Here is a 26,746-nt window from a genome sequence, read left to right on the forward strand (position 1 = left end):
TCGACGGCTCATAAATTGGCGGATTACGGCGTTCCGCCTAATCCGCCCTACGTGGAACCGTGGCCATTTATATTCAGCTATATCAAAGGATTTCCATGAATCGTAACAACCTGATCATCGCCGCCGGCATCACTGCGATCTGCGGCGTTGTCCACGCCGCCCAACCCGCCTCCTTGCTGGCGGCCAGCAACCCGTTCGCCAAGGTGAGCCCGCTGCAATACGGCTACCCGCAGTTCGACAAGATCAAGAACGAAGACTACGCGCCGGCGTTCGCCGAAGGCATGCGCCAGCAGGCGGCCGAGATCGAAGCCATCGCCAACAACAAGAAGCCGGCCACCTTCGACAACACCATCGTCGCGATGGAAAAATCGGGCCAGCTGCTGTCGCGCGTGTCCAGCGTGTTCGGCAACCTGTCCGGTGCCAACACCAACGACACCTTCAAGGCGCTCGAGCGCGAGCTGTCGCCGAAACTGGCCGCCCACAGCGACGCGATCCGCCTCAACGGCAAGCTGTACGCGCGCATCAAGTCGCTGTACGACAAGCGCGACAAGCTGAACCTGGACGCCGAATCGAAATACCTGCTGGAACGCTACAACACCGACTTCGTGCGCGCCGGCGCCAAGCTGTCGGCCGCCGACAAGGACAAACTCAAGGCCATGAACGCCGAGCTGGCCAAGTTGCAAACCACTTTCGCGCAGAACGTGCTGGAAGAAGCCAACGCTTCCGCGCTGATCGTCGACACCCGCGAGGAACTGGCCGGCATGAGCGATAAGGCGATCGACGCCGCCGCCATCGTCGCCAACAAGCGCGGCCTGGAAGGCAAGTTCGCCATCCCGGTCGTCAACACCTCCGGCCAGGCCAATCTGGCCGTGCTGACCAACCGCGCCACACGCGAGCGCCTGATGGCCGCGTCGCTGACGCGCGGCAGCCACGGCGGCAAGTTCGACAACACGCAAGTGGTGCTGCAACTGGCCAAGCTGCGCGCCGACAAGGCCGCGCTGCTGGGCTATCCAAGCTTTGCCGCCTACGCGCTGGAAGACCAGACCGCGCACGATCCGGAAGCGGTCAACAAGATGCTGTCCGAGTTCGCCCGTCCGGCCGTCGCCAACGCGAAAAAAGAGGGCGCCGAGATCCAGCAAGTGATCGACAAGGAAAAGGGTGGTTTCCAGCTGGCCGCCCACGACTGGTCGTTCTACAGCGACAAGGTGCGTGCCGAGCGCTTCAACTTCGACCAGAACCAGCTCAAGCCGTACTTCGAGCTCAACAGTGTGCTGACCAACGGCGTGTTCTTCGCCGCCAACAAGGTTTATGGCCTGTCGTTCAAGGAGCGCAAGGACCTGCCGGTGTACAACCCGGACGTGCGCGTGTTCGACGTCATCGACGCCGACGGCAAGCAACTGGCCATTTTCATCGCCGACTTCTACGCCCGCAGCAACAAGCGCGGCGGCGCCTGGATGAACGCCTACGTGTCGCAATCGTCGCTGATGGGCACGCAGCCGGTGGTGGCCAACCATCTCAATATTCCGAAGCCGAACGACGGCGAGCCGACGCTGCTGACCTACGACGAACTGCGCACCCTGTTCCATGAGTTCGGCCACGCGCTGCACGGCATGTTCTCGAACGTCAAGTATCCGCGCTTCGCCGGCACCCGCGTGCCGCGCGACTTCGTCGAATTCCCGTCGCAGGTCAACGAGATGTGGTCGACCCAGCCGGAAGTGCTGGCCAACTACGCCAAGCACTACCAGACCGGCGCCGCCATGCCGCAGGAACTGCTCGACAAGGTGATCGCCTCGAAGAAGTTCAACGAAGGCTTCCGCACCACCGAGTACCTGGCCGCGTCGATCCTGGACCAGAAATGGCACCAGCTGGGCGCGACGCAAATCCCGACCGACGTGCTGGGCTTCGAGGCGGCATCGTTGAAAGCGGCCGGCGTCGACTACGCGCCGGTGCCGCCGCGCTACCGCACCACGTACTTCTCGCACGTGTTCTCGGGCGGCTATTCGGCCGGTTACTACGGCTACCTGTGGTCGGAGCGCCTGGACGCCGACACCGTCGAATGGTTCAACGAAAACGGCGGCATGCTGCGCAAAAACGGCGACTACTTCCGCAAGATGCTGCTGTCGAAGGGCGGCACGATGGACGCGATGCAAATGTTCCGCGAATTCCGCGGCCGCGACGCCAAGATCGAACCGCTGCTGGAACGCCGTGGCCTGACGGAAAAATAAACCCAGGCCAGCGAAGCAAGCTAAACCACGTAAACACGTAGGGCGGATTAGCGCAGCGTAATCCGCCAAGCGCCGCCGATAGCCCCCGCGTCCACCCGGAACCCGAGGCCGAATCCGATTTGTGTAGAATCGGCTTCGGCCCTTTCATTTTTTGAGTAAGATATAACCATGAGCAGCAACACATGAGCAACGAACTGCACGGCGTAACGCTGGAAGCCATCGTCACCCGTTTGCACAAGCATTACGGCTGGGAACAGCTGGCCCAGCGGATCGACATCAATTGTTTCATCAGCAATCCAAGCGTTAAATCCAGCCTGAAGTTTTTGCGCAAGACACCGTGGGCAAGGACCAAGGTCGAAGAGTTGTACGTGACCACCAAATTTGCCGATTGAACAACGAGGGATAAGCATCATGGACAGTAATCTGAAAACATCGCTCAAAACCCTGCAGGCCAACCTGGCCAACGCCGGCCCGGTCGACGCCGAATTGCAGGAATTGCTGGTGCAGCTGGATGGCGACATCCAGGCGCTGCTCGAGCGCGGCAAGGAAGAACAGCCCGACGGCGGCACCACCACCTTCGGCCTGGCCGAGCGCTCGCAGGAAATCTCGGCCAAATTCGCCGCCGAGCACCCGAAACTGGAGCCGGCGCTGCGCGAACTGGGCCGCATGCTGTCCAACATCGGCGTTTAAAGCTTGCCGCCGCCCACCCCGGGCGGTGTCGAAGCGCCAGCGTTTATCGTCCGATAATACTGGCGCTTTCGTCACAAGTTGTTGAATACTAAAAGAATTTTCCGCGCCACGTGAGCGGAGGGATGGCATTTCCGGTACAATGCTGTCCGATATGATCTCCCCTACCAATTTATTTGCGACCGTCCCCAAGCGGTCTGCCCGCGCTGCCGCCGCGCCTTTCCTGCCGATGTCCCGCGCCGAGATGGACGCGCTCGGCTGGGACGAGTGCGACGTGATCCTGGTCACCGGCGACGCCTACATCGACCATCCGAGCTTCGGCATGGCGCTGGTCGGCCGCCTGCTGGAGGCGCAAGGCTTCCGCGTCGGCATCATCAGCCAGCCCGATTGGACATCGGCCGAGGCCTTCCGCGCGCTGGGCAAGCCGCGCCTGTACTACGGCATCACCGCCGGCAACATGGATTCGATGGTCAACCGCTACACGGCCGACCGCAAGATCCGCTCCGACGACGCCTACACCGCCAACGGCGAGCCGAACAAGCGGCCCGACCGCGCCGTGACCGTCTACGCCCAGCGCGTGCGCGAAGCCTTCCCCGGCACACCGGTCGTGATCGGCTCGATCGAGGCCTCGCTGCGCCGCATCGCCCATTACGATTACTGGTCCGACAAGGTGCGCCGCTCGGTGCTGACCGATTCCAAGGCCGATCTGCTGATCTTCGGCAACGCCGAACGCGCGCTGGTCGACCTGACCCACCGCATGGCCGCCGGCGAGGACATCAAGACCATCCGCGACCTGCGCGGCACCGCCTTCATGGTGCCGGCCGGCTGGCTGCCGAGCGAGGAATGGGGCGTCAACAACAGCACCCGCATGGACACGCCGGGCAAGGTCGATCCGCACGTCGATCCGTACATGATGGTGCAGCAGAACACTTCGTCGTGCGCCACCGAGAACGGCGGCGCTAAGCCGAACGGCGAGGCCGAAGTCAACGAGGCCATGGTCGAGCCCAAGCCTCAGCCGGTCGCCCCCGTTGAAGTCGTCAAAACCATCCGCATCATGAGCCGCGAAGAGCGCCAGGCGATGGAAAAGGAAAAGCACCACAAGACCGTGGTGCGGCTGCCGTCGTACGAGACCGTCAGCGCCGATCCGGTGATGTACGCGCACGCCTCGCGCGTGTTCCACCTGGAATCGAATCCCGGCAACGCCCGCGCCATGGTGCAGGCGCACGGCGAGCGCGACGTGTGGATCAATCCGCCGCCGCTGCCGCTGCGCATGGACGAGATGGACGGCGTCTACGACATGAACTACGCGCGCGCGCCGCATCCGTCGTATGGCAAGGCCCGCATCCCCGCGTGGGAAATGATCCGTTTCTCGGTCAACATCATGCGCGGCTGCTTCGGCGGCTGCACCTTCTGCTCGATCACCGAGCACGAGGGCCGCATCATCCAGAGCCGCTCTGAGCCGTCGATCCTGCGCGAGATCGAACACATCCGCGACAAGACCAAGGGTTTCACCGGCACCATTTCCGACCTGGGCGGGCCGACCGCCAATATGTACCGCCTGGCCTGCAAAGACCCGAAGATCGAGGAATCGTGCCGCCGCCTGTCGTGCGTGTACCCGTCGATCTGCGTCAACCTCGGCACCGACCACAGCAAGCTGATCTCGCTGTACCGCAAGGCCCGCGCCATTCCGGGCGTGAAAAAGATCCTGATCTCGTCGGGCCTGCGCTATGACATCGCGGTGCGGTCGCCCGAATACGTCAAGGAACTGGTGACCCACCACGTCGGCGGCCTGCTCAAGATCGCGCCCGAGCACACCGAAGAGAACACGCTGTCGAAGATGATGAAGCCGGGCATCGGCGCCTACGACGAGTTCAAGGAAATGTTCGACCGCTTCTCGCTGGAGGCCGGCAAAAAGCAATACCTGATTCCGTACTTTATCGCCGCCCACCCGGGCACGACCGATCTGGACATGCTGAACCTGGCGCTGTGGCTGAAGAAGAACAACTTCAAGCTCGACCAGGTGCAGACCTTCATGCCGACGCCGATGGCGATGGCCACCACCATGTACCACACGCGCAAGAATCCGCTGCGCAAGGTGACGGCCGATTCGGAAACCGTGGAGACGGCCCGCAGCGGCAAAATCCGCCGCACGCACAAGGCCTTCCTGCGCTACCAGGACCCGGAGAACTGGCCGATCCTGCGCGAGGCGCTGGTGGCCATGGGCCGTGGCGATTTGATCGGCAACGGCGACAAGCATTTGATCCCGAGCTGGTCCGCCGGCGAGGCGACCAGCAATCCGAGCACCGACGGCCGCCGTGGCCCGGCCTCGGCGCTGCCGCTGCCGGGCGCCGCCGCCAAGAAGGGTGCCAAATCCGGCATCGTGGCGTCGGCTCAGCCTCAACAACGTGGCCAGGGCCAGCGCGCCAACGCGCTGACCGGTTCGCTCACGGCGCGCCAGTCGCTCGAGACCAAGGTGCGCGCGTCCATCCTCGACACCATCAAGGTCAAGAAGCCGGCCGCGTCGGCCCCGGCCAAGGGCGGCAAACCGGCGCGCGCGCCGGCCGCCGCCCCGCGCGGACGCAAATAGCGTCGGCGTCCCGAGCTGGCGTGTGAAAACAGCAGATCCGCTGAAAGGCCGGTCTGCTTTTTTTTCCTCAGAAATACTTACCAAATTTCAAGAAACCGCTCATGAATAAATTCGACGAAAAACATATGGGCGCTGTCACGCAGATAGTTTCATGGTTGGTCGCTGCAGATTACAAGTCGATTGAAGAGGCTACGCAGGGAAGACGGCTATCCGGGAAATTATTACGAGCGGCTGTAACAACGTACGGAAAGAAACTGATCGCAGCGCCGGATTTGGGTTTGTATGAATTTGATATCGTTGAAATAATAAATGCGGTGTCACCTTCCTGGTCCGTAAATGTTAATCTTTGGACCGTGGAGGAAGGGCGCTCCGACCTATCCCTCGAATGTACGGTGATTGAGCGCGACGCGGGCGGGATTGGCATTGAGGTGGATAATCTTCATGCGCTTTGATTCGGTCCGGCGTAATTCTAATTAGAATGCTAACTATGTCATTTAGAAAAAAGATTGGTCATAACGATACTCTAATGTCGGGGTTGGCTTCGAGAGGGTATTTTTTGTGTCCGCTTGATGACGACGAGAATCACTGCACCTTTTTGAATAACAGCACCGCTGACGTATCGGTGACGATTGTGATTTCCATTTGGGATCGGGTGACGTTCCGTTGCGGCTTGCTTATTGCTTCGCGTGGCGTCGGTCAGCAATTGCAATGTAAGGGATTGATTTTTGATGACCATGTTAAAAGCGCGGATTCGCATGAAGTGGTTGCGGCTGTCGAGTTGCTCTGGTTGCGTTGGAACGACGATCCGCAAAATGCGGAAAATTATCGAAATGATTATAGTTATGTCAGTGATGCTGGAAGTAGGCGATTTTTCGAGGATTTAGATACGGTCGGCCAGCGGTTCATATCCAGCATTGCCAGCGCGAGCCAGTTGGCAATCTTTCTGGAGAATCTAGACGTATATCCAGTCCATATTAAATTTGGAGGCGCGCCCGGATCCAGCGATCGGTTTTTATATGCTGCGCTTCTTTACATCGATAGTGGCGATCTGGAAGCAGCCCGCAGAGTGCTTGATCGCGGTGCTCTTGTCCTCGGCAATGGCAGCACGGATGTACAAGTGCGCCGATATCATAGCTTCATGAAACGGCGACAGCTGTTGTTGTCCTGACCTGTTTCCATGGACCGCGCCCGCGATCCCAAGCCGGTTAGCCATGAATGTCGTGGCGGGGCAGCGAGTCCTGGTGCGCGTGCCGGCTGAAATGCTGTCAAGGAGTCGCATCGGTCAAATTGCACGGCTAATTCGGTCCTGCTCCAGCGATGCGGGCGGGGTCGTCGCGACTACACTGGTCGAGGATGGCTGTCATCTCCGACGGCCGGCAACGCAGACTTTCACTGTGAAACTGGAACATCATGAAAAACTTTAAATTCTCGTCCCTGCTGCACGTGCCGATGGTCGCCCTGCTGGCGGTGTTGGCCGCCTGCGGCGGTGGCGGCGGTGGCGATTCGGCGGCGACGCCGCCGGCCACCACCACGCCGACCTTGCGCAGCATCGCCATCACCGTGCCCGGCAACGCCACCACGATCGCGGTCGGCACGGCGCCCAAGGTATTGGTCGCCACCGGCAGCTATTCGGACGGCACCACCAAGGCGCTGACGGCCGCCACCGGCCTGATCTGGGCGCCGACCAATGGCAAGGTGCTGGCGGTGGCCACCAATGGCTCGCTCACGGCCAAGGCGGTCGGCACCGAGAACGTCACCGCTACGGTCGACAGCGTGGTCGGCACCTTGCCCATCACGGTCACGGCGCCATGGATGGGGGTGACCGCCGGCGGCTACCAGACCATCGCGCGCAAGGCCGACGGCAATCTCTATAGCTGGGGCTCGAACATCAAGTCGCAGTTGGGCGACAGCACCACCATCGACCGCAACGCGCCGGTGCTGGTGGCCGGCGCCAGCCCGACCTGGAAACAGGTGGCCGTCGGCGACCAGTTCGCCGTGGCGATCCGCAACGACGGCACCATGTGGGCATGGGGCTACAACCAGGACGGCCAGTTGGGCGACGGCACCCAGGTCAACCGCGCCGTGCCGACCCAGGTCGGCACGGCCAAGGATTGGGCCGTGGTGGCTGCGGGCAAGGCCCACGCGCTGGCGCTGAAGGTCAACGGCAACCTGTACGCATGGGGCCGCAACGACAAGGGGCAGCTCGGCGACGCCGCCCTGACCGGCAACCGCACCGCGCCGGCCAAGATCGGCGTGCTGCTGTGGGCCTCGATCGCCGCCGGCGACACCCATTCGCTGGCGATCCAGCGCGACACCAACGATCTGTACGGCTGGGGCGGCAACGTGAACGGCCAGGTCGGCAACGCCAGCCGCACCGATGTGACGGCGCCGGCCAAGATCGGCACGCTCAAGTACACCTCGGTGGCGGCCGGCGCCTTCCACTCGACGGCGATCACCACCTCCGGCACCTTGTATGCATGGGGCCAGAACACCTACGGCCAGCTGGGCACCGGCACCTTGACCGACGTCACCGCGCCGGTGCAGATCGGCACCGACGGCAACTGGTCGCAGCTGTCGGCGGGCGCGCAGCACACCGTCGGCCTGCGCAACGACGGCACCTTGTGGAGCTGGGGCGCCAACACCGAGGGCCAACTGGGCACCGGCGGCACCGATTCCCCGGTGCCGCTGCAGCTCGGGACCGGCGCCAACTGGAAATCCGTCACCTCCGGCATGTTGCACAGCTTCGGCCTGAAAGCGGATGACACGCTGTGGGGCTGGGGCCGCAATGTGGAAGGCCAGCTGGGCAACGGCGCCAACGCCCCATACGCGCCGGTGCCGGTCAACGTGCCGAACTAGCGCACCAGGCCACAATGCGCGGCGCCGCCATCGGTGGGCGCTGGCGGGCAACGGACGGACGGCGCGAGCCGGTCCGTCCGTTGCTTTTTGTACCGACGACATGTCATAAAGCACCGACAAACGGTGTGGAGCGGCTACAATTTGCCTAGCCCTTTCGCTCCAGGACCACACTAGTGCCATCCCGCATACGCGTCATCCTCTCCCTCCTTGTGCTGTTGCTGGTCGCCGCGCCGACCGTCGCGCAGGACAAAGTCACGCTGCGGCTCAAACATCTGCACCAATTTCAGTTCGCCGGCTACTACGCGGCGCTCGAGCAGGGCTATTACCGCGACGCCGGGCTCGACGTGCGCATCCTCGAGGGCACGGACGGCAACGAGGCCGAGCGCGACGTGTTGTCCGGCAAGGCCGAGTACGGCGTGGCCGGCAGCAGCCTGTTGCTGGCGCGGCTGGCCGGCAAGCCGGTGGTGGTGCTGGGCGTGATCTTCCAGCATTCGCCGTACGGGCTGGCGATGCGCCAGTCCGGCGGCGAGCCCGACATCCGCCGCGTGATCGGCAAGCGGGCGATGATCGGCTCGCTCACCGACGAGGCCGGCAACGCCGATGAATTGCTGGCCTACCTGGCCAAGGAGGGCGTGCCGGTCGGCAGCATCCAGCGCGTCGCGCCCAGTTTCGATCCGCACGACCTGATCGAGGGCCGGGTCGACGCCATGGCCGTCTACACGACCAACGAGCCCGACCTGTTCGACCGGATCGGCTTTCCGTATGATATCTACAGCCCGCGCGCGGTCGGCATCGACTTCTACGGCGACAACCTGTTCACCAGCGAGCGCGAGATCGCCAGCCATCCCGAGCGGGTGCGCGCCTTCCGCGCCGCCACCATGCGCGGCTGGCAATGGGCGATGAGCCACCAGGAAGAGACCGTCGACCTGATCCTGAACAAGTACTCGCGCCGCAACGACCGCCAGCACCTGCTGTACGAGGCGCGCCAGATGGTGGGGCTGGTGCAGCCGGTGCTCGTCGAGATCGGCTACATGAACCCGGAGCGCTGGCGCCACATCGCCGACGTCTACGCCGGACTGGGCATGCTGCCCAAGGCGGTCAGCTTCGACGGCTTCCTGTACGACGGCCACGACAAGCGCGGCAGCCTGGTGTGGCTGTACCGGGTGCTGGGCGCGGTCGCGCTGGCCCTGGTGCTGGCGGCGGCCGTCCACTTCAGTCTGCTGGCGCGCGAACGCAAGCGCGCGCTCGACGCCATCCGCAAGGGCGAACAACGCTTCCGCACCATGTTCGAAGCCTCGCCGCTGGGCATCGCGCTGATCGACTCGGTCAGCTACGAATACCGCGACCTGAACCTGCGCTACCTCGACATCGTCGGCCGCTCGCAGCAGGAGCTGCGCGCCGGCAAGTGGCTCGACATCGCCCATCCGGACGACGCCGCCCTGATCAAGGCGCAGATGGCCATGCTGACGGCGCAGCAATCGACCGGCTTCAAGGCCACCAGCCGCATGGTCCGCCCCAACGGCGACATGGCCTGGGTCGACATGTCGATCACCGTGCTCGACACGGAGGCGGCCAGCCAGCCGCACCACCTGTGCATGATCGAGGACGTCACGGCCAAGAAGCAGAGCGAGACCCTGATCTGGCAGCAGGCCAACTTCGACACCCTGACGCAGCTGCCCAACCGCCGCATGTTCCACGACCGGCTGGCGCACGACATCGTCGTCTGCCGGCGCGAGCGCTCCAGCCTGGCCGTGCTGTTCATCGACCTCGACCACTTCAAGGAAGTCAACGACACGCTCGGCCACCACCAGGGCGACATCCTGCTGGTGGACGCGGCGCGCCGCATCAGCGCCTGCGTGCGCAAGTCCGACACCGTGGCGCGGCTCGGCGGCGACGAGTTCACCGTGATCCTGTCGACGTTGGGCCAGACCGACCGCGTCGAGCGCATCGCCCAGCAGATCATCGACAGCCTGCGGGCGCCGTTCGCGCTGGGGCAGGAGCAGGCGTTCGTGTCGGCCAGCATCGGCATCACCCTGTACCCGGACGACGCGCTCGACATCGGCGACCTGCTCAAGCACGCCGACCAGGCCATGTACGCGGCCAAGGGCGCCGGGCGCAACCGCTACAGCTTCTTCACGCCGACCCTGCAGGTGGCCGCGCTCAACCGCATGCGCCTGACCAACGACCTGCGCGGCGCGCTCGCCGGCGAGCAGTTCGCGCTGTACTTCCAGCCGATCGTGCACCTGGAGAGCGGACGCATCCACAAGGCCGAGGCGCTGATCCGCTGGAACCACCCGCAGCGCGGCGTTGTCAGCCCGCTGGAGTTCATCCCGCTGGCCGAGGCGAGCGGGCTGATCTCCGGCATCGGCGAATGGGTGTTCCGCGAATCGGCGCAGTGGGTGCGGCGCTGGCGCAGCGAGCACCATCCGGATTTCCAGGTCAGCATCAACCAGTCGCCTTTGGAGTTCCAGCGCGAGGACGGCTGTTATGTGGCCTGGCTCGACCATCTGCGGGCGCTGGAGCTGCCGGGGCAATCGGTGGTGGTGGAAATCACCGAAGGGCTGCTGCTCGATGCCAACACGGCCGTCAGCAACAAGCTGCTGCAGCTGCGCGACGCCGGCATCCAGGTCGCGCTGGACGACTTCGGCACCGGCTACTCGTCGCTGTCGTACCTGAAGAAATTCGACATCGACTATTTGAAGATCGACCGCTCGTTCACGCGCAACCTGGCGGCCGACTCGAGCGACATGGCCTTGTCTGGCGCGATCATCGTCATGGCGCACAAGCTGGGGTTGAAGGTGATCGCCGAGGGCGTCGAAACGCCCGAGCAGCGCGGGCTGCTGGCCGCCGCCGGCTGCGACTACGGGCAGGGCTACCTGTTCGCCAAGCCGATGCCGGCCGAGGAGTTCGACGCCTTCCTCAAGTCCGCGTCGACCCTGGACGTTGCCAATAGTTAAACCACGTAGGGCGGATTAGCGCAGCGTAATCCGCCATGAGCCGCCGACGGAGCCTGGCGGATTACGCTAGCGCTAATCCGCCCTACCTGCCTCCCCGACTGCTCGGCGGGCGGTTCCACGAGCAAGAATGTCCAAAAAGTAAGGCGCGCACCGCGCCGCGCCGGAACGGCGATAATAGCTATCCCATATGCATGCGTCATAGTTAAAACAAATTGAAACTATTGGAACAATCAATTTTGCATATGGGCTAAAAAGCCGTACACTGGCGTCTCAATGATTCACAACCCCAACGAGGAAACCACAATGTCTCTGATCAATACCCAAGTAAAACCATTCAAGGCAACCGCATACGCTAACGGTAAGTTCATCGACGTGAGCGACGAATCCCTGAAGGGCAAGTGGTCCGTTCTGATGTTCTACCCAGCCGACTTCACGTTCGTCTGCCCAACCGAACTGGAAGACCTGGCCGATCACCAGCCTGAATTCGCCAAGCTGGGCGTGGAAGTCTACGGCGTGTCGACCGACACCCACTTCGCGCACAAAGCATGGCACGACACCTCGGACGCGATCAAGAAAGTGAACTACCCGCTGATCGGCGACCCAACCGGCACCCTGTCGCGCAACTTCGAAGTCATGATCGAAGAAGAAGGCCTGGCACTGCGCGGTACCTTCGTCATCAATCCGGAAGGCCTGATCAAAGTGCTGGAAGTGCACGACAACGGCATCGGCCGCGACGCGTCGGAACTGCTGCGCAAAGTCAAAGCCGCACTGTACGTCGCTTCCCACCCAGGCGAAGTTTGCCCAGCTAAATGGACCGAAGGCGCAGCGACCCTGACCCCATCGCTGGACCTGGTCGGCAAGATCTAAGTTGCACAGCAACGCAGCACACAAGTAGTTACCGCGATGCCGGACCGGGCGTCCGGCCCGGCATACGCCTAAATATTTGTAAAAAAGGAATAAAAATCATGTTGGATGCAAATCTCAAAGCCCAGTTGAAAACCTACCTGGAAAAAGTGGTGCAACCGATTGAGATCGTCGCATCGCTCGACGACAGCGCCAAGGCCCGCGAGATGGAAGAATTGCTCCAGGAAATCGTCCTGTTGAGCGACAAGATCACCCTGGTCAAGCGCACCGACGACGCCGAGCGCAAGCCGTCGTTCAGCATCAACCGCCCCGGCACCGATATCGGCGTACGCTTCGCCGGCATCCCGATGGGCCACGAATTCACCTCGCTGGTGCTGGCGCTGCTGCAGGTCGGCGGCCACACCATCAAGTTCGACGACGCCGTCATCGAACAGATCCGCAACCTCGACGGCGATTACGCCTTCGAAACCTTCATCTCGCTGACCTGCCACAATTGCCCGGAAGTGGTGCAGGCGCTCAACGCGATGTCGGTGATTAACCCACGCATCAAGGTCACCACCATCGACGGCGGCGTGTTCCCGAAAGAAGTCGAAGCGCGCCAGATCATGGCGGTACCGATGATGTTCCTGAACGGCGAGCATTTCGGCCAGGGCCGCACCAACGTCGAAGAGATCCTGGCGAAGCTGGACACCAACGCCGGCGCCCGCCAAGCCGCTGAACTGAGCAAGAAGGACGTGTTCGACGTGCTGATCGTCGGCGGCGGTCCCGCCGGCGCGGCAGCGGCCGTCTACGCCGCCCGCAAAGGCATCAAGACCGGCGTGCTGGCCGAGCGTTTCGGCGGCCAGGTGCTCGACACGCTGGCGATCGAGAACTTCATCTCGGTCAAGGAAACCGACGGTCCGAAGTTCGCCGTGGCGCTGGAGCAGCACGTCAAGGAATACGAAGTCGACATCATGAACACGCAGCGCGCCGCCAAGCTGGTGCCGGGCAAGCTGATCGAGGTCACCACCGCCAGCGGCGCGACCTTGAAGGCCAAGTCGGTGATCCTGGCGACGGGCGCCCGCTGGCGCGAGATCAACGTGCCGGGCGAGAAGGAATACCGCAACCACGGTGTCGCCTACTGCCCGCACTGCGACGGTCCGCTGTTCAAGGGCAAGCGCGTGGCGGTCATCGGCGGCGGCAACTCCGGCGTCGAAGCGGCGATCGACCTGGCCGGCCTGGTCAAGCACGTGACCCTGATCGAGTTCGGCGCCGAGCTGCGCGCCGACGCGGTCCTGCAACGCAAGCTGCGCAGCCTGGCCAACGTCACCGTGATCACCTCGGCGCAGACCACCGAGATCCACGGCGACGGCAAGATCGTCAACGGCCTGAGCTACAACGACCGCGTGTCGGGCGAAGCGAAGAAGGTCGAGCTGGAAGGCGTGTTCGTGCAGATCGGCCTGGTGCCAAACACCGAGTGGCTCAAGGGCACCCTGGCGTTGTCGCGCCACGGCGAGATCGAAGTCGACGCCCGTGGCCAGACCTCGATTCCGGGCGTGTTCGCCGCCGGCGACGTCACCACGGTGCCGTACAAGCAGATCATCATCGCCACCGGCGAAGGCGCGAAGGCGGCGCTGTCGGCCTTCGATCACCTGATCCGCTCGGACGACGAGGAAGTGGTCGAGGAATCGGCCGAGAAGCACGCGATGACCGCGTAAGCAACCGCGGCATCCAATGAAAACCGGGAGCAAGCTCCCGGTTTTTTTTCGCCCCCGCAACTCCGGGGTCAGGTCCCAATGCCGCTAAGGTAAGGCGATTTTCGTAGGGCGGATTAGCGGGCGAGGCCCGCCAATCCGCCCCGGGGGCCCATCGAAGAGGCGGCCTACCTAGCCGGTAGGCCTTAAGAGGCGGAACGCCGTAATCCGCCATGAGCCGCCGACGGAGCTTGGCGGATTACGCTGCGCTAATCCGCCCTACGTGATTTAGATGGACGCTTAATTTAGCGGCATCAGGACCTGACCCCGGAGTATTTACTCCGCAACCAGCATGCCGCGCTGGCGCTTTTGCGCCACCGTCACCCGCGAGGCGCGTTTGCGCCACCAGATGATCACGCCGGTTACGCTGAGCATGGCGACGACCACGCCCATGAACGAGATCAGGATGCGCCCCGGCAGGCCGAGAATGCGGCCCGAGTGCAGCGGGAACTGTGCCTGCAGGAAGATGTCGGCGGCCGTACCGGTCCACGGCTGGCGGTCGCCCAGCAGGCGGCCATCGGCGCCGTCGTAATACAGCGCGGCCGTGCCGACGCCGCCGGTGCCGTGGTCGTTGCCGGGCGTGAAGAAGCTGACGCCGTAGATGCCGAACTCCTGCGAATAGAACACGGCGCCTGCCGGCTCGGCCCACTTGCGGTTGATCGCTTCGTTGCTGGCGCGCTCGATCACCTCGGCGTAGCCCAGGCGCGGGTCGATCGGATGGTGCTTGTCGGCCATCGGGCGGGTGTCGAACGGCGTCGGCGTGACCTGCGAGAACGTCTTCATCACCGGCGCGAACACTTCGTTGTACAAGTTGAGCGAGAACGCGGTGAAGGCGAGGATGAACAGCAGGGCCCAGGTCCACAGGCTGAAGGCGCGGTGCAGGTCGAAGTTGAGCTTGTTGCTGCCGCCGTTCCAGCGCACCTTCCACGCCGGCTGCCAGCGCTGCCACCACGATTTGCCGGCCGGCAGCGGCTTGTCGCCGGCGATGTCGTCGCTGGCGACGGCGCGCGCGGCGTTGTTGGCGCCACGCCGACGCACCGGCAACGTCAGGTAGAAGCCGACGAAGCAGTCCAAGGTCCAGATGATGGCGATGCCGCCCAGCAGCCAGATGCCCCAGCGGTCGATGCCCCACATTTCGGGTATGTGCAGGGTGTAATGCAGGCGGTACAGGAAGGAGACGAAGGTTTCCTTGGTGATCGGCCAGACGGCGCCCCATTCGCGCTTGCCCAGTTCGGCGCCGCTGACGGGGTCGACAAAGACCTGGTTGAAGCCCGGCTCGGCCAGTTTTTTGGTGGCGGGATCGACGCGCGGACTGACGCCGAGCGCGATCGATTCACCTTTTTCCGCGTGCAGCGGAATGTACGACACGCGCACGTCCGGGTAGCGCGCCTCGACCTGCCGCGCCAGCGCCAGCGATGCTTGCGCCGGGCCGGCCGTGTGGGCTTCCATCAGGTGCGGATTGAGCACGTCGTCGAGCTCGTGGTCCCACGAAATGATGGCGCCGGTGACGCCGCTGATAAACAAAAAGCCAGCCATGAGCAGGCCGGCGTAGCGATGAACCAAAGTCCAGAAGGCGCGCAATTTAACCTCCAACAATTAGAGTACAAAAAGGACCGCGCCGGGGCGCGGTCCGGGTCGATCAGAAGCGGTAGCGCAAGGTCATCGAGGCCGTGCGCGGCGCGGCGTAGGTGATGGCGCCGTACGCGGCGAACATGCCGAAGTGTTTCTTGTCGAGCGCGTTGTTGAGGTTGAATTGCGCCGACAGCTGCTTGGTGATGTCATAGCGCGCCATCAGGTTGACCAGGCTGAACGAATCCTGCTCGATCAAGCCGTTGGTGGCGGCCGGCGCCGACGGGTCGACCGTGTAGGTGCGGCCTTCCCAGTTGACGCCGCCACCCACCGTCAGGCCGCTCAGCTGGCCCGGCAGCTTGTAGGTGGTGTACACGCGGAACAGCTTGCGCGGATAGATGCTGTTGACGTCGGCGCCCGTGGCCTCCTCCGCCTTGAACTGCGTGTAGCCGATGGTGGCGTTCCAGCCGCGCGCCAGTTCGCCCGACGCCTCCAGCTCGAAGCCGGTGCTGGTGGCGCCCTCGGCGCCGCGGTAGTAGAACTCCGGAGCGCTTTGTCCCGGGCGGGTTACCTCGCCGGCTTGCTGCGCCAGGTTGTCCTGCTTGATGCGGAACACGGCCAGCGAGGTGTTCAGGCGACCGTTGAAATGCTCGCCCTTGATGCCGCCCTCGTAGCTCTTGCCGACCACCGGGTCGAGCGTGCCGCCGTCGAAATTCTTCTGGCTTTGCGGCTGGAAGATGTCGGTGTAGCTGACATAGGTCGAGTAGGTGTCGTTGAGGTCGTAGACCAGGCCGGCGTATGGCGTCACTTCCTTGTCGTACTTCATCGTGTACGGTGCGGCGTAGCTGAGCGTGACGTCCTTCTGATAGTTGGTTACGCGCGCGCCCAGGATCAGCTTGAGCGGATCGGCCAGCGAGAAGCGCGCCACGCCGTACCAGCCCTGCTGCTTGGTGACGCCGCCTTCGTAGAAGGTTTCCGGTCCCCAGCTCGGGTTGGGGTAGGCCGCCGCGTTCCAGTTGTTGAAGTCGCCCACGCCCGACGGCTGCGTACCGAAATCGGCAGCGCGGCTGTTGGCGTTGAACTTCTGCTTCGAGTACATATAGCCGAAGGCCGCCTCGTGCTTGCGCCCCCCCAGTTCGAACGGTCCGCTGGCGTGCAGGCCGGCGTCGTCCTGCTTGGTGTGGGTGACGTAGGAGCCGGCGAAGGCGAACATGCCGAGGCCGGTCACGCGGTCGGGCACGCCCGACAGGTACAGCAGGTGGGAGTCGCTCTTGCGGTCGCCGTGGGCGTAGGTGGCGCGCACCTTCCAGCCGTTGTCGAAGCTGTGTTCGAGGTTGGCGAAGCCGTTGTTGTAGGACGTCGGCCAGTCGGCCCAGTCGGCGGCCGAGGTCTTCGACACCGGCCAGTTGGTGCGCGTGCCGTCGGTGTACCAGAACGGCAGGCCGCCCCACATCGGCCCCTTCGGATCGGTTTCCTGGCGGCTGAAGCCGGCCGACAGCAGGGTGCGCGGCGTCAGGTCGGCCTCGACGGTGGCGTAGATGGTCTTCTTCTTGTCGCTGGCCGAATCGATCCAGCTGTCCGCCTCCTGGTACTCGCCGACCACGCGCGCACGCACGTTGCCGGCCTGGGTCAGCGGGGTCGACAGGTCGACCAGCGCGCGGCGCTCGCTGAAGCGGCCGAAGCCGATTTCGGCCGAGCCGGTCAGTTCCTTGCTGGTGGCGCGCTTGCGCACCAGGTTGATGGCGGCCGACGGGTTGCCGGCGCCGGTCATCAGGCCGGTGGCGCCGCGCACCACTTCGACGCGGTCGTAGATGGCCAGGCTGCCGGCCACTTCGCCCGAGCTCCATGGCTGTTCCCAGGTGGTCGGGATGCCGTCGATCTGCAGGTTGGTGATGTCGAAGCCGCGCGCGGTGAAGCCGGCGCGGTTGGTTTCGTATTGGTTGACCGAGACGCCGGTGACGTTGTTGATGACGTCGGTGATCGACACCAGGCCCTGGTCCTCGATGCGCTGCTGGGTGACCACGGAGATCGACTGCGGCGTGTCGCGCAGCGACATGCTCAGTGGCAAGGCGGTGCGGGCGCGGCCCGTGGTGTACGAGCCGGTGCCTTCGGTGGTGTCACCCATCTTGTCGGCGGTGACTTCGACCTGCGGCAGCACGGCGCTGTTCCGGTCGGCGATCTGTGCCTGGGCGACGAAGGGCATCGCCAGTCCCACGCAGAGGGCGAGTTTGTTCAGTTTGAGACGCTGGTGGGCGCGGGCGTGCGTGTTCATTGATTCCTGTTGTTGGTTTGGAGCAAACGTGGGGCGGGGCGGATTGTGATTGCTGGTATTTCAAATAGGGAAACGGAATGATAACGATTCTCATTCAAAAGTCAATAGAAATCGGCGCGCGCGGTCGGGCCGGTATTGCCGGCAAGCAGACTGGGATCGGCCGACGAAGCGGCCGGGGAGGGGGCTCTAAGGCGACGAGGGCATCAGCCGACGCGCGGCAGGTGTTACGGCAAGGACGTTTTCCACCGCCCCGGCGGTCGGCGGACGCCCCTCTTCGCCGGCCAGCATCGCCTGGAACTCGGCCAGCGGCATCGGCTTGCCGAACAGGTAACCCTGGGCCAGCTCGCAGCCGTGGGCCATCAGGTACGCCGCCTGCTCCGCGGTTTCCACGCCTTCCGCCACCGATTCGAGGCGCAGCGCCGCCGAGATCGACAACATGGCCTTCACCAGTTCGCACTTGTCGCGCGTGGCGGGAATACCGTTGACGAACGAACGGTCGATCTTGATTTGCCTGACGGGAAAGCGGTTCAGATAGCTCAAAGCGGAATAGCCGGTGCCGAAATCGTCGATCGAGATGCCCAGGCCCATGTCGTCGAGCTCCTCCAGCATGTTGGCCACCTCGCCGCTGTCCTCCAGCAGCAGGCTCTCGGTGATTTCCAGCTCCAGCCACGCCGGCTCGCATCCGGTCTCGGCCAGGATGCGGCGCATCGAGCCGACCAGGTCGTTGCGGATGAACTGGCGGGTGGACAGGTTCACCGCCACCCGGACGGCGCGCGCCCGGTCCCGGTTCCAGCGCACCGCGTCCAGGCAAGCCGTTCTCAAGACCCATTCGCCGATGCCCACGATCAGTCCCGATGCCTCGGCGATCGGGATGAAGCGGTCGGGCATCTCCATGCCGTGGCCGGGACGCCGCCAGCGCAGCAGCGCCTCGGCGCTCACCAGGCTGCCGGTCCGCAGCGCGACCTGCGGTTGATAGTACAGCGCCAGCTCGCCCTGTCTTTGGGCCTTGCGCAACGCGGTCTCGATTTCCATGCGCTCCTGCGCGCGCGCGGTGAATTCGGGTTTGTACAATTGGAAATTGTTGCGGCCCATGCTCTTGGCGTGGTACATGGCCGAGTCGGCATACTTGTACAGGGCGTCGATATCGGTGCTGTCCTCGGGGTAGCGGGCGATGCCGACGCTGCACGAGACAAACAATTCCTCCCCGTCGACGACGAACGGATCGGACAGCGCGCGCAGGATCTTGCCGGCGACCGTAGGCAGATCGGCGTCGTCGCGCACATCGCGAAACAGCACGCAGAATTCATCGCCGCCCAGGCGCGCCACCGTGTCCGCGGGACGCACGCAGGCGAGCAGGCGCCCGGCGGCCATGCAGAGCAAGGCGTCGCCGGCGCCATGCCCCTTGGTGTCGTTGATTTCCTTGAAGTGGTCCAGATCGAGCATCATCAGGCTGAACCGATGTTCCTGGCCGGTGGTGTCGGCGATGATCCGGCGGATGCGGTCGGACAGCAGCATCCGGTTGGGCAATCCGGTCAGCGTGTCGGAGTGGGCTTGATGGTGGATCTTCTGGCGGTAGCGGTCGATTTCCGTGATGTCGCGGCCGGTGGCCAGCACTTGCACGACCCGCCCGGCGGCGTCGCGTTCGGGACTGATGCGCACCTGCGTGCAGGCCTCGCCCCCCTCCGCCTGCCAGCGCAGTTCGAACGTTTCCTCTTTGCCGTGCTCGAGCACCGCGCTGATCACCCGCTGGTATTCCAGTCCGGCCGGGCCGCCCGGGAACTCGGCGGGGGTGGTGCCGAGTATGCGCGCCAGGTCGCCGCCCATCGCCGCCACCAGGACGGGGTTGGCATAGAGGCGGCGGTGGTCGCGGCCGTAGCGGGCGATGGTGTCGGGCGAATTTTCCACCAGCACCCGGAATTCCTCCTTGCGCGCGCGCAGCAGCGCTTCAAGGCACTTGTGCTCGGTGATATCGCGGGAGATCGTGATGACACCGGCCACGCCGCCGTCGGCGCCGCGTTCCGGGCCGCAATGGTTCTGGAAGTGGCGTGGCCGGCCATCCGGCCCCACGTATTGCAACTCGCCGATGACGGCCTCGCCGGTGGCCAGGACATGCCGGATATTGCCCATCATTTGTTCGTTGTCCGGCCCGGCAACCAGCGGGACCTCGTAGGGCGTGCGCCCGATCAGTTCGGCCGATGTCTTGCCGGACAGTCGTTCGGCCGCCGGACTGGCATAGGTGCGGCGGCAATCGTGGTCGTAACGGAACACCGGATCGGGCAGGTTCTCGACCAGCGTGCGGAAGTTGTGCTCGCGCTCGGCCAGCAGCGTCTCCAGACGCTTGCGCTCGGTGATGTCATGGGTGAAACCATGCCACAGGAAGCTGCCGTCCGGCTCCAGCTGCGGCCTGGACCGCGCCTCCTGCCATCGTTCGCCTTTTTCCGGATGGCGCGTCCGGAATTCCATATGAAAAGGCGACAGCGTGCGGGCCGAGTCGTGCATCGCGAGCAGCATTTTCGGCAGGTCGTCGTCATGTATCGTCGCGTTCAATGACGCGAGGTCGTGCTCCACGTCCGCCGGCGACAAACCGTAGAGATCCTGGATCCCCGGGCTGGCAAAAGGCATGGCGGTGGTGCCGTCTGGCCGCAGAACCACGGTATAGAAATACCCTGGAGTATTGTCGACGTAGCGCGACAGACGGCGTAAGCCGGCCTGCTCGGCGGCATCGCGCTGTTGTTGCAGACTTTGCGCCTCCATGGCCTTGCGGGCGCGGATGTCGCGGCTGTAGCAGATCGATATGCGGACGCCATTGAGCACGTGACAAATCAACGTCACCTCGACCGGCACCAGCTCTCCCGACGCGATCCGGTGTTCGGTCTCGAAAAACCTCGATTCGCGCGAGCCGGTCATCTCGGGCACCCACGCCGAGCGCGCCGGGTCGAAATGCGGATCCCAGTCGTGCGGCCGCCAGGTCAGCAGCGTGTCCCGGTCGACGCCGAAGTGCCGGCACGCGGCGTCGTTGGCATAGATCACTTTCGCGCCGTCGCCCATGTCATGGACGGTAACGATAAAGTCGCGCAGCAGGGCGAGCATGTCGACATAGATCGCCGCCTCGCGGGCGGCGCGGCGCAGCCGGATCCTCCAGAGCGCCATGCGAACGACGAGGTAGCCCGCGATCAATGCGACGCCGACGCTGACGGCGATGGGAAATGGCGCGTACGAGAGCATGTTTTTCAGATACCGGGAAGGACGCGACGATCGGCCGCATACGGTCAACGCGTCTGGCCGGTTGCGTGATGCTGCCCGCCAGCGCGGACGGTGGGGGACGGTTCATAGTAGCGAGGCCTGCCTGTAACCACAGCAGGGCAATTACTATTTTCTTGTAGGGAAATCCCTATTCCGCCGTAGGCGCGCGCCGGCCGGGGGCCTGACCCTCAGGAGACGAGGCCGACGCTGGCTTGCTTGTCGCGCAGGTGGATGGCGTTGCGGTGGCGCGCGCGCAGGCGCGCATCGGTGATCAGGCGCCCCAGCGTTTCGCCGACGACCATGACCACGCCGAGCAGCGGCAGCACCAGCATCAGCCCGGCCACGCCGGCCACATAGCCGCCGATGAAGATCATCAGCACGGTGATCAGCGGGTGGATGTGCAGGCTGCGCCCCAGGGTCAGCGGCATGAAGACGAAGTCGTCCAGCAGGCGCACCAGGATGAACACGCCGATGGCCAGGTAGGCCACCGACGGATCGCCGGGCGCGTCGGTCGAGGCGACCATCACCACCAGCACGCAGCCGAGGATGGAGCCGACATACGGCACCCATGCCAGCACCGCCGCGATCAGCCCCAGCACCAGCGGCGAGGACACGCCGATCGCCCACAGGCCCAGCGCCAGCACCGCCGTGTCGAGCAGGGTCAGCTTGACCAGGCCCTGGAAGTAGCGGTGCGCGGTCTGGTCGACCTCGTGCAGCAGGCACAAGGTCTTTTCAAAGAAGGCGTTCGGCACCGCGCGCGCCAGGAACTTCTTGAAGCGCAGGCCGTCGCGCAGGAAGAAAAAGGTCAGGAACGGCGCCAGCAGCAGCGACGGCAGCCACGCCGCCACCGACACCAGGATCTCGGTCAGGTGCTTTTGCACGAAGGTGCCGGTGAACGAGTTGACCCGGCTGTTGACCGTGCGCGCCAGCTTGACCTGCTTGAGGATGGGGAACTCGCGCTCGAGCGACAGCATCGTCTGGCGCACGAATTCCAGCCCGCCGTTGATGTACTTGCCCAGCATGTCCTGCCACGACACGGACGGGCCGGAATCCCACTGCACGGCGATCACGATGGCGATCAGCAACACCAGCAGGAACACGGAGCCGACCGTCATGGTCGCCGCGTTGAGGCTCACGCCCATGCGGATCAGGCGCTGCATCGGCGGTTGCAGGATGTAGTACAGCACGATGCCGAACAGGAAGGGGATGGCCAGGAACAACATCTGCTGCAGCAGGAACAGCAGCGCGCAGGTGGCGGCGATGATGCCGCACCAGACCACCGGGCCGGCCCGCTGTTGGGTGGGAATGAACGTCATAGCGCCTCGAAGTGCGGCGCGGCGCCCATCCATTCGCGCAGGCGGGTGCCGATGTGGCGCGCCAGGGCCAGCGCGATCTTGTAGCCGATCACGGCGTCCGTTTCCATCAGCCCCATGAAGTCGGCGCGGAAGAATACCGCCAACTCGCAGTTTTCCAGCGCGCGCGTCTGGGCGTTGCGCGGCGAGTCGTCCAGCAGCGCCATGTCGCCGAAGAAGGCCCCGGCCGACAGCTCGGCCACCACTTCGCGCCCGGCGCCGACCTCGCGGCTGACCAGCACCCGGCCCGACATCACCACATACAACGCCTGGCCTTCCTCGCCCTCGTCGAAGATGATTTCGTCGGCGAGGTAGCGGCGCTCATGCATCAGGCCATCGACGATTTTCAGTTCGAGGGGTGTCAGCGTGGCGAACAACGCCGAATCCTTCAGACGCAACAAACGCGGCGACAACGTGGGGGACCTGAAAAAGCCGAACATCGAGACACAACTCCAAAAGTGGGTGAACAGCCGCAATCACGCGTTATAGCTGCACATAAGCAGACATTGTCGCCTGTTTTACCCTGTTAAATCCTTCCGTTGCGGAAATTTTTGCAAATTAAACACATCTCGTAAATTTCAGGCATGCACCGCGTCATGCCCTTGACACACTGGTTTTGTAAGCTCATGCCCGCTTGCTTCGACGAAGTTAATCTCACTTGAATGAAATTAATGGAAGTTGACGTTATTTTTTTCTTAACCAGATTGAGCCCATGAATATCAAACGCAGCCAAATCGCCATCGCCGCCGCGCTGTGCGCGTACAACGTCCTGCCCGGTGCCCATGCCCAGGGTCCCGGGGCCGTCGCGGCCGCCGACGTGGCCGGCACGCAGCAATCGGTGATCGTGACCGGAACCCGCAGCAGCAACCGCACGCAGTTCGACACCTTGGCGCCGGTCGACGTGTTCACCCGCGAGGAAATCGGCGCCGTCGAATCGTCCGACCTGAACGACGTGCTGGCGCAGCTGGTGCCGTCGTACGTGGTGCAGCGCCTGCCGATGGCCGACGGCCAGGTGTTCGTGCGCCCGGCCACCCTGCGCGGCCTGTCGCCGGACCAGACCCTGGTGCTGGTCAACGGCCGCCGCTTCCATCGCAGCGCCTTGCTCGGCGCGCGTGGCGCCCAGGCGCCCGACCTGGCGCAGATTCCGACCAGCGCCATCAAGCGTATCGAGGTGCTGCGCGACGGCGCCTCCGCGCAGTACGGCTCGGACGCGATCGCCGGCGTCATCAACATCATCCTGGACGACTCGGTCGGCGCCGAGCTGACCGCGCGCCACGCGCAATACAGCGAAGGCGACGGCAAGTCCAACGAACTGAACGCCAAGTATGGTTTCACCTTCGGCGACGACGGCCGCGCGCTGCTGTTCGCCGAGGCGGCGAAGTCGGACCCGACCTCGCGCACCCGCCAGCGTCCGGACGCGATCGCCTTCCAGGCCGCGCATCCGAATCTGACCGTGCCCAATCCGGTGCAGCGCTGGGGCCAGCCGGAGCTGGAGAGCCAGCGTATCGGCTTCAACGCCAGCCTGGGACTGGGCGGCGACACCGTTTTGTATGGCCACGGCCTGTACGGCCACAGCGACGGCACGTCCGATTTCAACTGGCGCAATCCCGACACCAGCACCAGCGTCTACAAGACCGGCGCCGTGTTCCCCGGCTGGGACGTGCGCGGCATTTATCCGCTCGGCTTCAGCCCGCAGTACACCAACGAGCAGGACGACCTGCAAGTGCTGGCCGGCGTGCGTGGCCGCTTCAGCGAGGCGCTGGCGTGGGACGTCAGTGCGTCTTACGGCTCCAACGCCATCGATTACGGCCTGCACAACTCGATCAACGCCTCGCTTGGCCCGGACAGCCCGACCTCGTTCTACCTGGGCCGCCTGACGCAGCAGGAAAAGCTGGTCAACGCCAACTTCAACTACGAGTGGCGCTTGCCGGCGCTGGCCCAGCCGGTTAACGTCGCCTTCGGCGCCGAGTACCGCAACGAGACCTACAAGGTCAGGGCCGGCAACGCGGCGTCCTACGCGGTGGGGCCGGGCGCGGCCGCCGGGCTGGACGCCAATTCCAACGGCGCGCCGGGCTTTAGCGACCGCCAGGCCGGCAGCTGGGGGCAGGACAGCTACGCCGCCTACCTAGACGTCGAGGCGCCTTTAAGCGCGATGATCACGGTCGGCGCGGCCTTGCGCTACGAGGACTTCTCCGAGTTCGGCGACACGCTCAACGGCAAGCTGTCGGCGCGCCTGGCGCTGACGCCGGACTTCGCGTTGCGCGGCTCGTACTCGACCGGCTTCCGCGCGCCGACGCCGGGCCAGCTCAACACCAATAGCACCAGCCAGGGTCTCGACACCAAGACCTTGCTGGTGTTCACGACGGGTCGCCTGTCGAACAGCGATCCGCTGGCCGTCGCGCTGGGCGCCAAGCCGCTGCAGCCGGAAAAGTCGAAGAACCTGTCGCTGGGCTTCACGTGGAAGACGGCGCTCGGCCTGTCCGGTTCGGTGGACCTGTACGACATCAAACTGCGCGACCGCTTCAGCACATCGGCCTCGTTCGCCGTGCCGGCCGGCGTCGCCAATCCGCTGCGCTACACCTCGGTCAGCTACTTCACCAACGACTTCGACACCACCACGCGCGGCGTCGACGTGGTCGGCAACTACCTGAGCCGCGTCGGCGACGGCAAGCTCAACTTCACCGCCGCGTTCAACTACAACAGAACCCAGGTCGACAGCGGCCGCTCCAGCGTCGCCACCAACGCCAGCCAGCGCACCGTGTTCGAGGAACGCCTGCCGCGCCAGAAGGCGACCATCGGCGCCACCTACGACCTCGGCGCCTGGAGCGCGTTGGCGCGCGTGCGCCACTACGGCGCCTGGACCGACAGCACCGGCAACGCCACCGGCGACATCTTCCAGCGCTTCGGCGCGATGCGTTTCCTCGATCTGGCGGCCAGCTACAAGATCGCGAAGAACCACTCGCTGCGCTTCGGCGTCGACAACGTCCTCGATAAATATCCGGACGAAGCGGTGTTCCAGGCCAGCCGCGGCCTGATCTACTCGCGCAACGCGCCGTACGACACCGATGGCCGCAACCTCTACATCGACTACACGGTGAAGTTTTGAGCCAGCCTGATTTGAGCCGGCGCGCGTTGCTGCGCGCCGGGGCGCTGTTGCCGCTGGCGCCGGCCGGGGTGCTGGCGGCCACGCCGGCACCGCAATTTCCTGTACGGCCGCTGCTGGGGCCGGAATCGCTGGCCGCCGATACCGGTTACTGGCAGTCGGTGGCGGACCTGTACGACATCACCGACGAGGTGGCGATGCTCGACAACGGCTACTGGGGTTCGATGGCGCGGCCGGTGGCCGAGGCCTACGATCGCCACACGCTTGAGGTCAATCGCGGCAACGCCTACTACGGCCGCGTGCAATTTCCGGCAGAGTACGAGGCGGCGCGCGTCCGCGCCGCCCAGGCGCTGGGTGTAGAGCGCGACGAGATCGTCTTTACGCGCGGCGCCACCGAGGCGCTGCTGGCGCTGATCGGCGGCTACAACAAGCTGCGCCCCGGCGACGTGGTGTTGTGCGCCGACGTAGACTACGACAACATGATCAAGGCCGTGCACTGGCTCAAGGAGCGGCGCGGCGTCGAGGTGGTGTCCATCGCCATGCCGGAGCCGGCCACGTACCAGTCGCTGATCGATTGCTACGCGCAGGCGATGGACAGGCATCCGGGACTGCGCATGATGCTGCTCACGCACGTCAACCACCGCAACGGCATGGTGTTGCCGGTGGCCGAGATCAGCCGCATGGCGCGCGGGCGCGGCATCGACGCCATCGTCGACACGGCGCACGGCTTCGGCCAGCTCGACATGCGCATCCCGGATTTGCAGGCGGACTTCGTCGGCATCAATCTGCACAAGTGGATAGGCGCGCCGGTCGGCGTGGGCGCCGTCTACATCAGGCGCGGGCGCGTGGCCGATATCGATCCGTACATGGGCGAGGAGGCCGGTGACGATATCCGCACGCGCGTGCATACCGGCACCGTCAACTTCGCCGCGTACCTGGCTTTGCCGGCGGCGCTGGATCTGCATCAGCGCATCGGCGTCGCCAACAAGCAGGCCAGGCTGCACCGGCTGCGCAACCGCTGGGTCGAGGCTGCGCGCGGGATGGCGGGCATGGAGCTGCTGGCGTCGGCCGATCCGCGCCTGACCAGTGCGATTTCATCGTTCCGGTTGAAGGGCCGCGCGTCGGTGGCCGATAATCTCGCCTTGTCCCGGCGTCTGTTGCGGGAGCATCGCGTACTCACCGTCATGCGCGACGGCCTCGCTTCCGGCGCCTGCGTGCGCGTGACGCCGTCGATCTTCACTTCCGAGGCGCAGATAGACCAGTTTGTCGCGGCGCTGGGGCAGGTGACGGCGTAGGAC

17 protein-coding genes are annotated in these 26,746 nt (G+C 64.5%); 12 read left to right on the forward strand and 5 right to left on the reverse strand.

The window, feature by feature from the left end; all coding sequences use genetic code 11:
- The first annotated feature begins 95 nt into the window (after positions 1 to 95).
- The 10 genes from AC07P1_RS08195 to ahpF all read left to right on the forward strand — a co-directional run bounded on the left by AC07P1_RS08195 (position 96) and on the right by ahpF (position 13,873).
- Positions 96 to 2,225, forward strand: coding sequence for a M3 family metallopeptidase (locus AC07P1_RS08195; RefSeq protein WP_494695297.1), 2,130 nt, complete (start codon positions 96 to 98; stop codon positions 2,223 to 2,225).
- Positions 2,226 to 2,407: 182 nt separating this feature from the next.
- The gene (locus tag AC07P1_RS08200) at positions 2,408 to 2,617 is read left to right on the forward strand and encodes a VF530 family protein (protein ID WP_494695298.1); all 210 of its coding nucleotides are present in this window, start codon (positions 2,408 to 2,410) and stop codon (positions 2,615 to 2,617) included.
- Positions 2,618 to 2,636: 19 nt separating this feature from the next.
- Positions 2,637 to 2,915: a DUF4404 family protein gene (locus AC07P1_RS08205; protein ID WP_315216156.1), complete on the forward strand. Its 279-nt coding sequence runs from the start codon at positions 2,637 to 2,639 to the stop codon at positions 2,913 to 2,915.
- Between the two features lie 226 nt (positions 2,916 to 3,141).
- Complete coding sequence (locus AC07P1_RS08210) at positions 3,142 to 5,499, forward strand: YgiQ family radical SAM protein (protein ID WP_494695376.1); 2,358 nt, start codon at positions 3,142 to 3,144, stop codon at positions 5,497 to 5,499.
- Positions 5,500 to 5,600: 101 nt separating this feature from the next.
- Complete coding sequence (locus AC07P1_RS08215) at positions 5,601 to 5,951, forward strand: DUF7668 domain-containing protein (RefSeq protein ID WP_363507080.1); 351 nt, start codon at positions 5,601 to 5,603, stop codon at positions 5,949 to 5,951.
- A 35-nt stretch (positions 5,952 to 5,986) separates the two neighbouring features.
- Positions 5,987 to 6,667 carry a hypothetical protein gene (locus AC07P1_RS08220; RefSeq protein WP_494695299.1) on the forward strand — a complete coding sequence of 227 codons (681 nt, stop codon included), beginning with the start codon at positions 5,987 to 5,989 and terminating at the stop codon, positions 6,665 to 6,667.
- A gap of 242 nt (positions 6,668 to 6,909) precedes the next feature.
- Positions 6,910 to 8,355, forward strand: coding sequence for an RCC1 domain-containing protein (locus AC07P1_RS08225; protein WP_494695300.1), 1,446 nt, complete (start codon positions 6,910 to 6,912; stop codon positions 8,353 to 8,355).
- A 173-nt stretch (positions 8,356 to 8,528) separates the two neighbouring features.
- Positions 8,529 to 11,312 carry an EAL domain-containing protein gene (locus tag AC07P1_RS08230; protein WP_494695301.1) on the forward strand — a complete coding sequence of 928 codons (2,784 nt, stop codon included), beginning with the start codon at positions 8,529 to 8,531 and terminating at the stop codon, positions 11,310 to 11,312.
- Between the two features lie 303 nt (positions 11,313 to 11,615).
- A complete protein-coding gene (ahpC, locus tag AC07P1_RS08235) occupies positions 11,616 to 12,179 on the forward strand; it encodes an alkyl hydroperoxide reductase subunit C (RefSeq protein WP_494695302.1) in 564 nt (187 codons plus the stop codon).
- Positions 12,180 to 12,277: 98 nt separating this feature from the next.
- Positions 12,278 to 13,873 (forward strand): alkyl hydroperoxide reductase subunit F, encoded by a 1,596-nt coding sequence (gene ahpF / locus AC07P1_RS08240; protein ID WP_494695303.1) that lies wholly within the window; start codon positions 12,278 to 12,280, stop codon positions 13,871 to 13,873.
- A gap of 312 nt (positions 13,874 to 14,185) precedes the next feature.
- On the opposite strand, the gene AC07P1_RS08245 is transcribed toward ahpF, so the two are convergent.
- The 5 genes from AC07P1_RS08245 to AC07P1_RS08265 all read right to left on the reverse strand — a co-directional run bounded on the left by AC07P1_RS08245 (position 14,186) and on the right by AC07P1_RS08265 (position 22,785).
- Positions 14,186 to 15,505, reverse strand: coding sequence for a PepSY-associated TM helix domain-containing protein (locus AC07P1_RS08245; RefSeq protein WP_494695304.1), 1,320 nt, complete (start codon positions 15,503 to 15,505; stop codon positions 14,186 to 14,188).
- Between the two features lie 43 nt (positions 15,506 to 15,548).
- A complete protein-coding gene (gene fhuE / locus AC07P1_RS08250; protein ID WP_494695305.1) occupies positions 15,549 to 17,750 on the reverse strand; it encodes a ferric-rhodotorulic acid/ferric-coprogen receptor FhuE in 2,202 nt (733 codons plus the stop codon).
- A gap of 186 nt (positions 17,751 to 17,936) precedes the next feature.
- Positions 17,937 to 20,975, reverse strand: a complete 3,039-nt coding sequence (locus tag AC07P1_RS08255; protein WP_494695306.1) for a bifunctional diguanylate cyclase/phosphodiesterase — start codon at positions 20,973 to 20,975, stop codon at positions 17,937 to 17,939.
- Between the two features lie 206 nt (positions 20,976 to 21,181).
- Positions 21,182 to 22,309, reverse strand: a complete 1,128-nt coding sequence (locus AC07P1_RS08260) for an AI-2E family transporter (protein WP_494695307.1) — start codon at positions 22,307 to 22,309, stop codon at positions 21,182 to 21,184.
- A complete protein-coding gene (locus tag AC07P1_RS08265) occupies positions 22,306 to 22,785 on the reverse strand; it encodes a cyclic nucleotide-binding domain-containing protein (protein ID WP_315216190.1) in 480 nt (159 codons plus the stop codon). The genes AC07P1_RS08260 and AC07P1_RS08265 overlap by 4 nt, the downstream gene beginning before the upstream one ends.
- A 272-nt stretch (positions 22,786 to 23,057) precedes the next feature.
- Between AC07P1_RS08265 and AC07P1_RS08270 the strand changes: the two genes are divergently transcribed.
- Positions 23,058 to 25,451, forward strand: a complete 2,394-nt coding sequence (locus tag AC07P1_RS08270) for a TonB-dependent receptor plug domain-containing protein (RefSeq protein WP_494695308.1) — start codon at positions 23,058 to 23,060, stop codon at positions 25,449 to 25,451.
- Positions 25,448 to 26,743 (forward strand): aminotransferase class V-fold PLP-dependent enzyme, encoded by a 1,296-nt coding sequence (locus AC07P1_RS08275; RefSeq protein ID WP_494695309.1) that lies wholly within the window; start codon positions 25,448 to 25,450, stop codon positions 26,741 to 26,743. The genes AC07P1_RS08270 and AC07P1_RS08275 overlap by 4 nt, the downstream gene beginning before the upstream one ends.
- Positions 26,744 to 26,746: the final 3 nt, after the last annotated feature.

The sequence above is a fragment of the Duganella sp. GW821-FHT07F09 genome, from assembly GCF_059418705.1.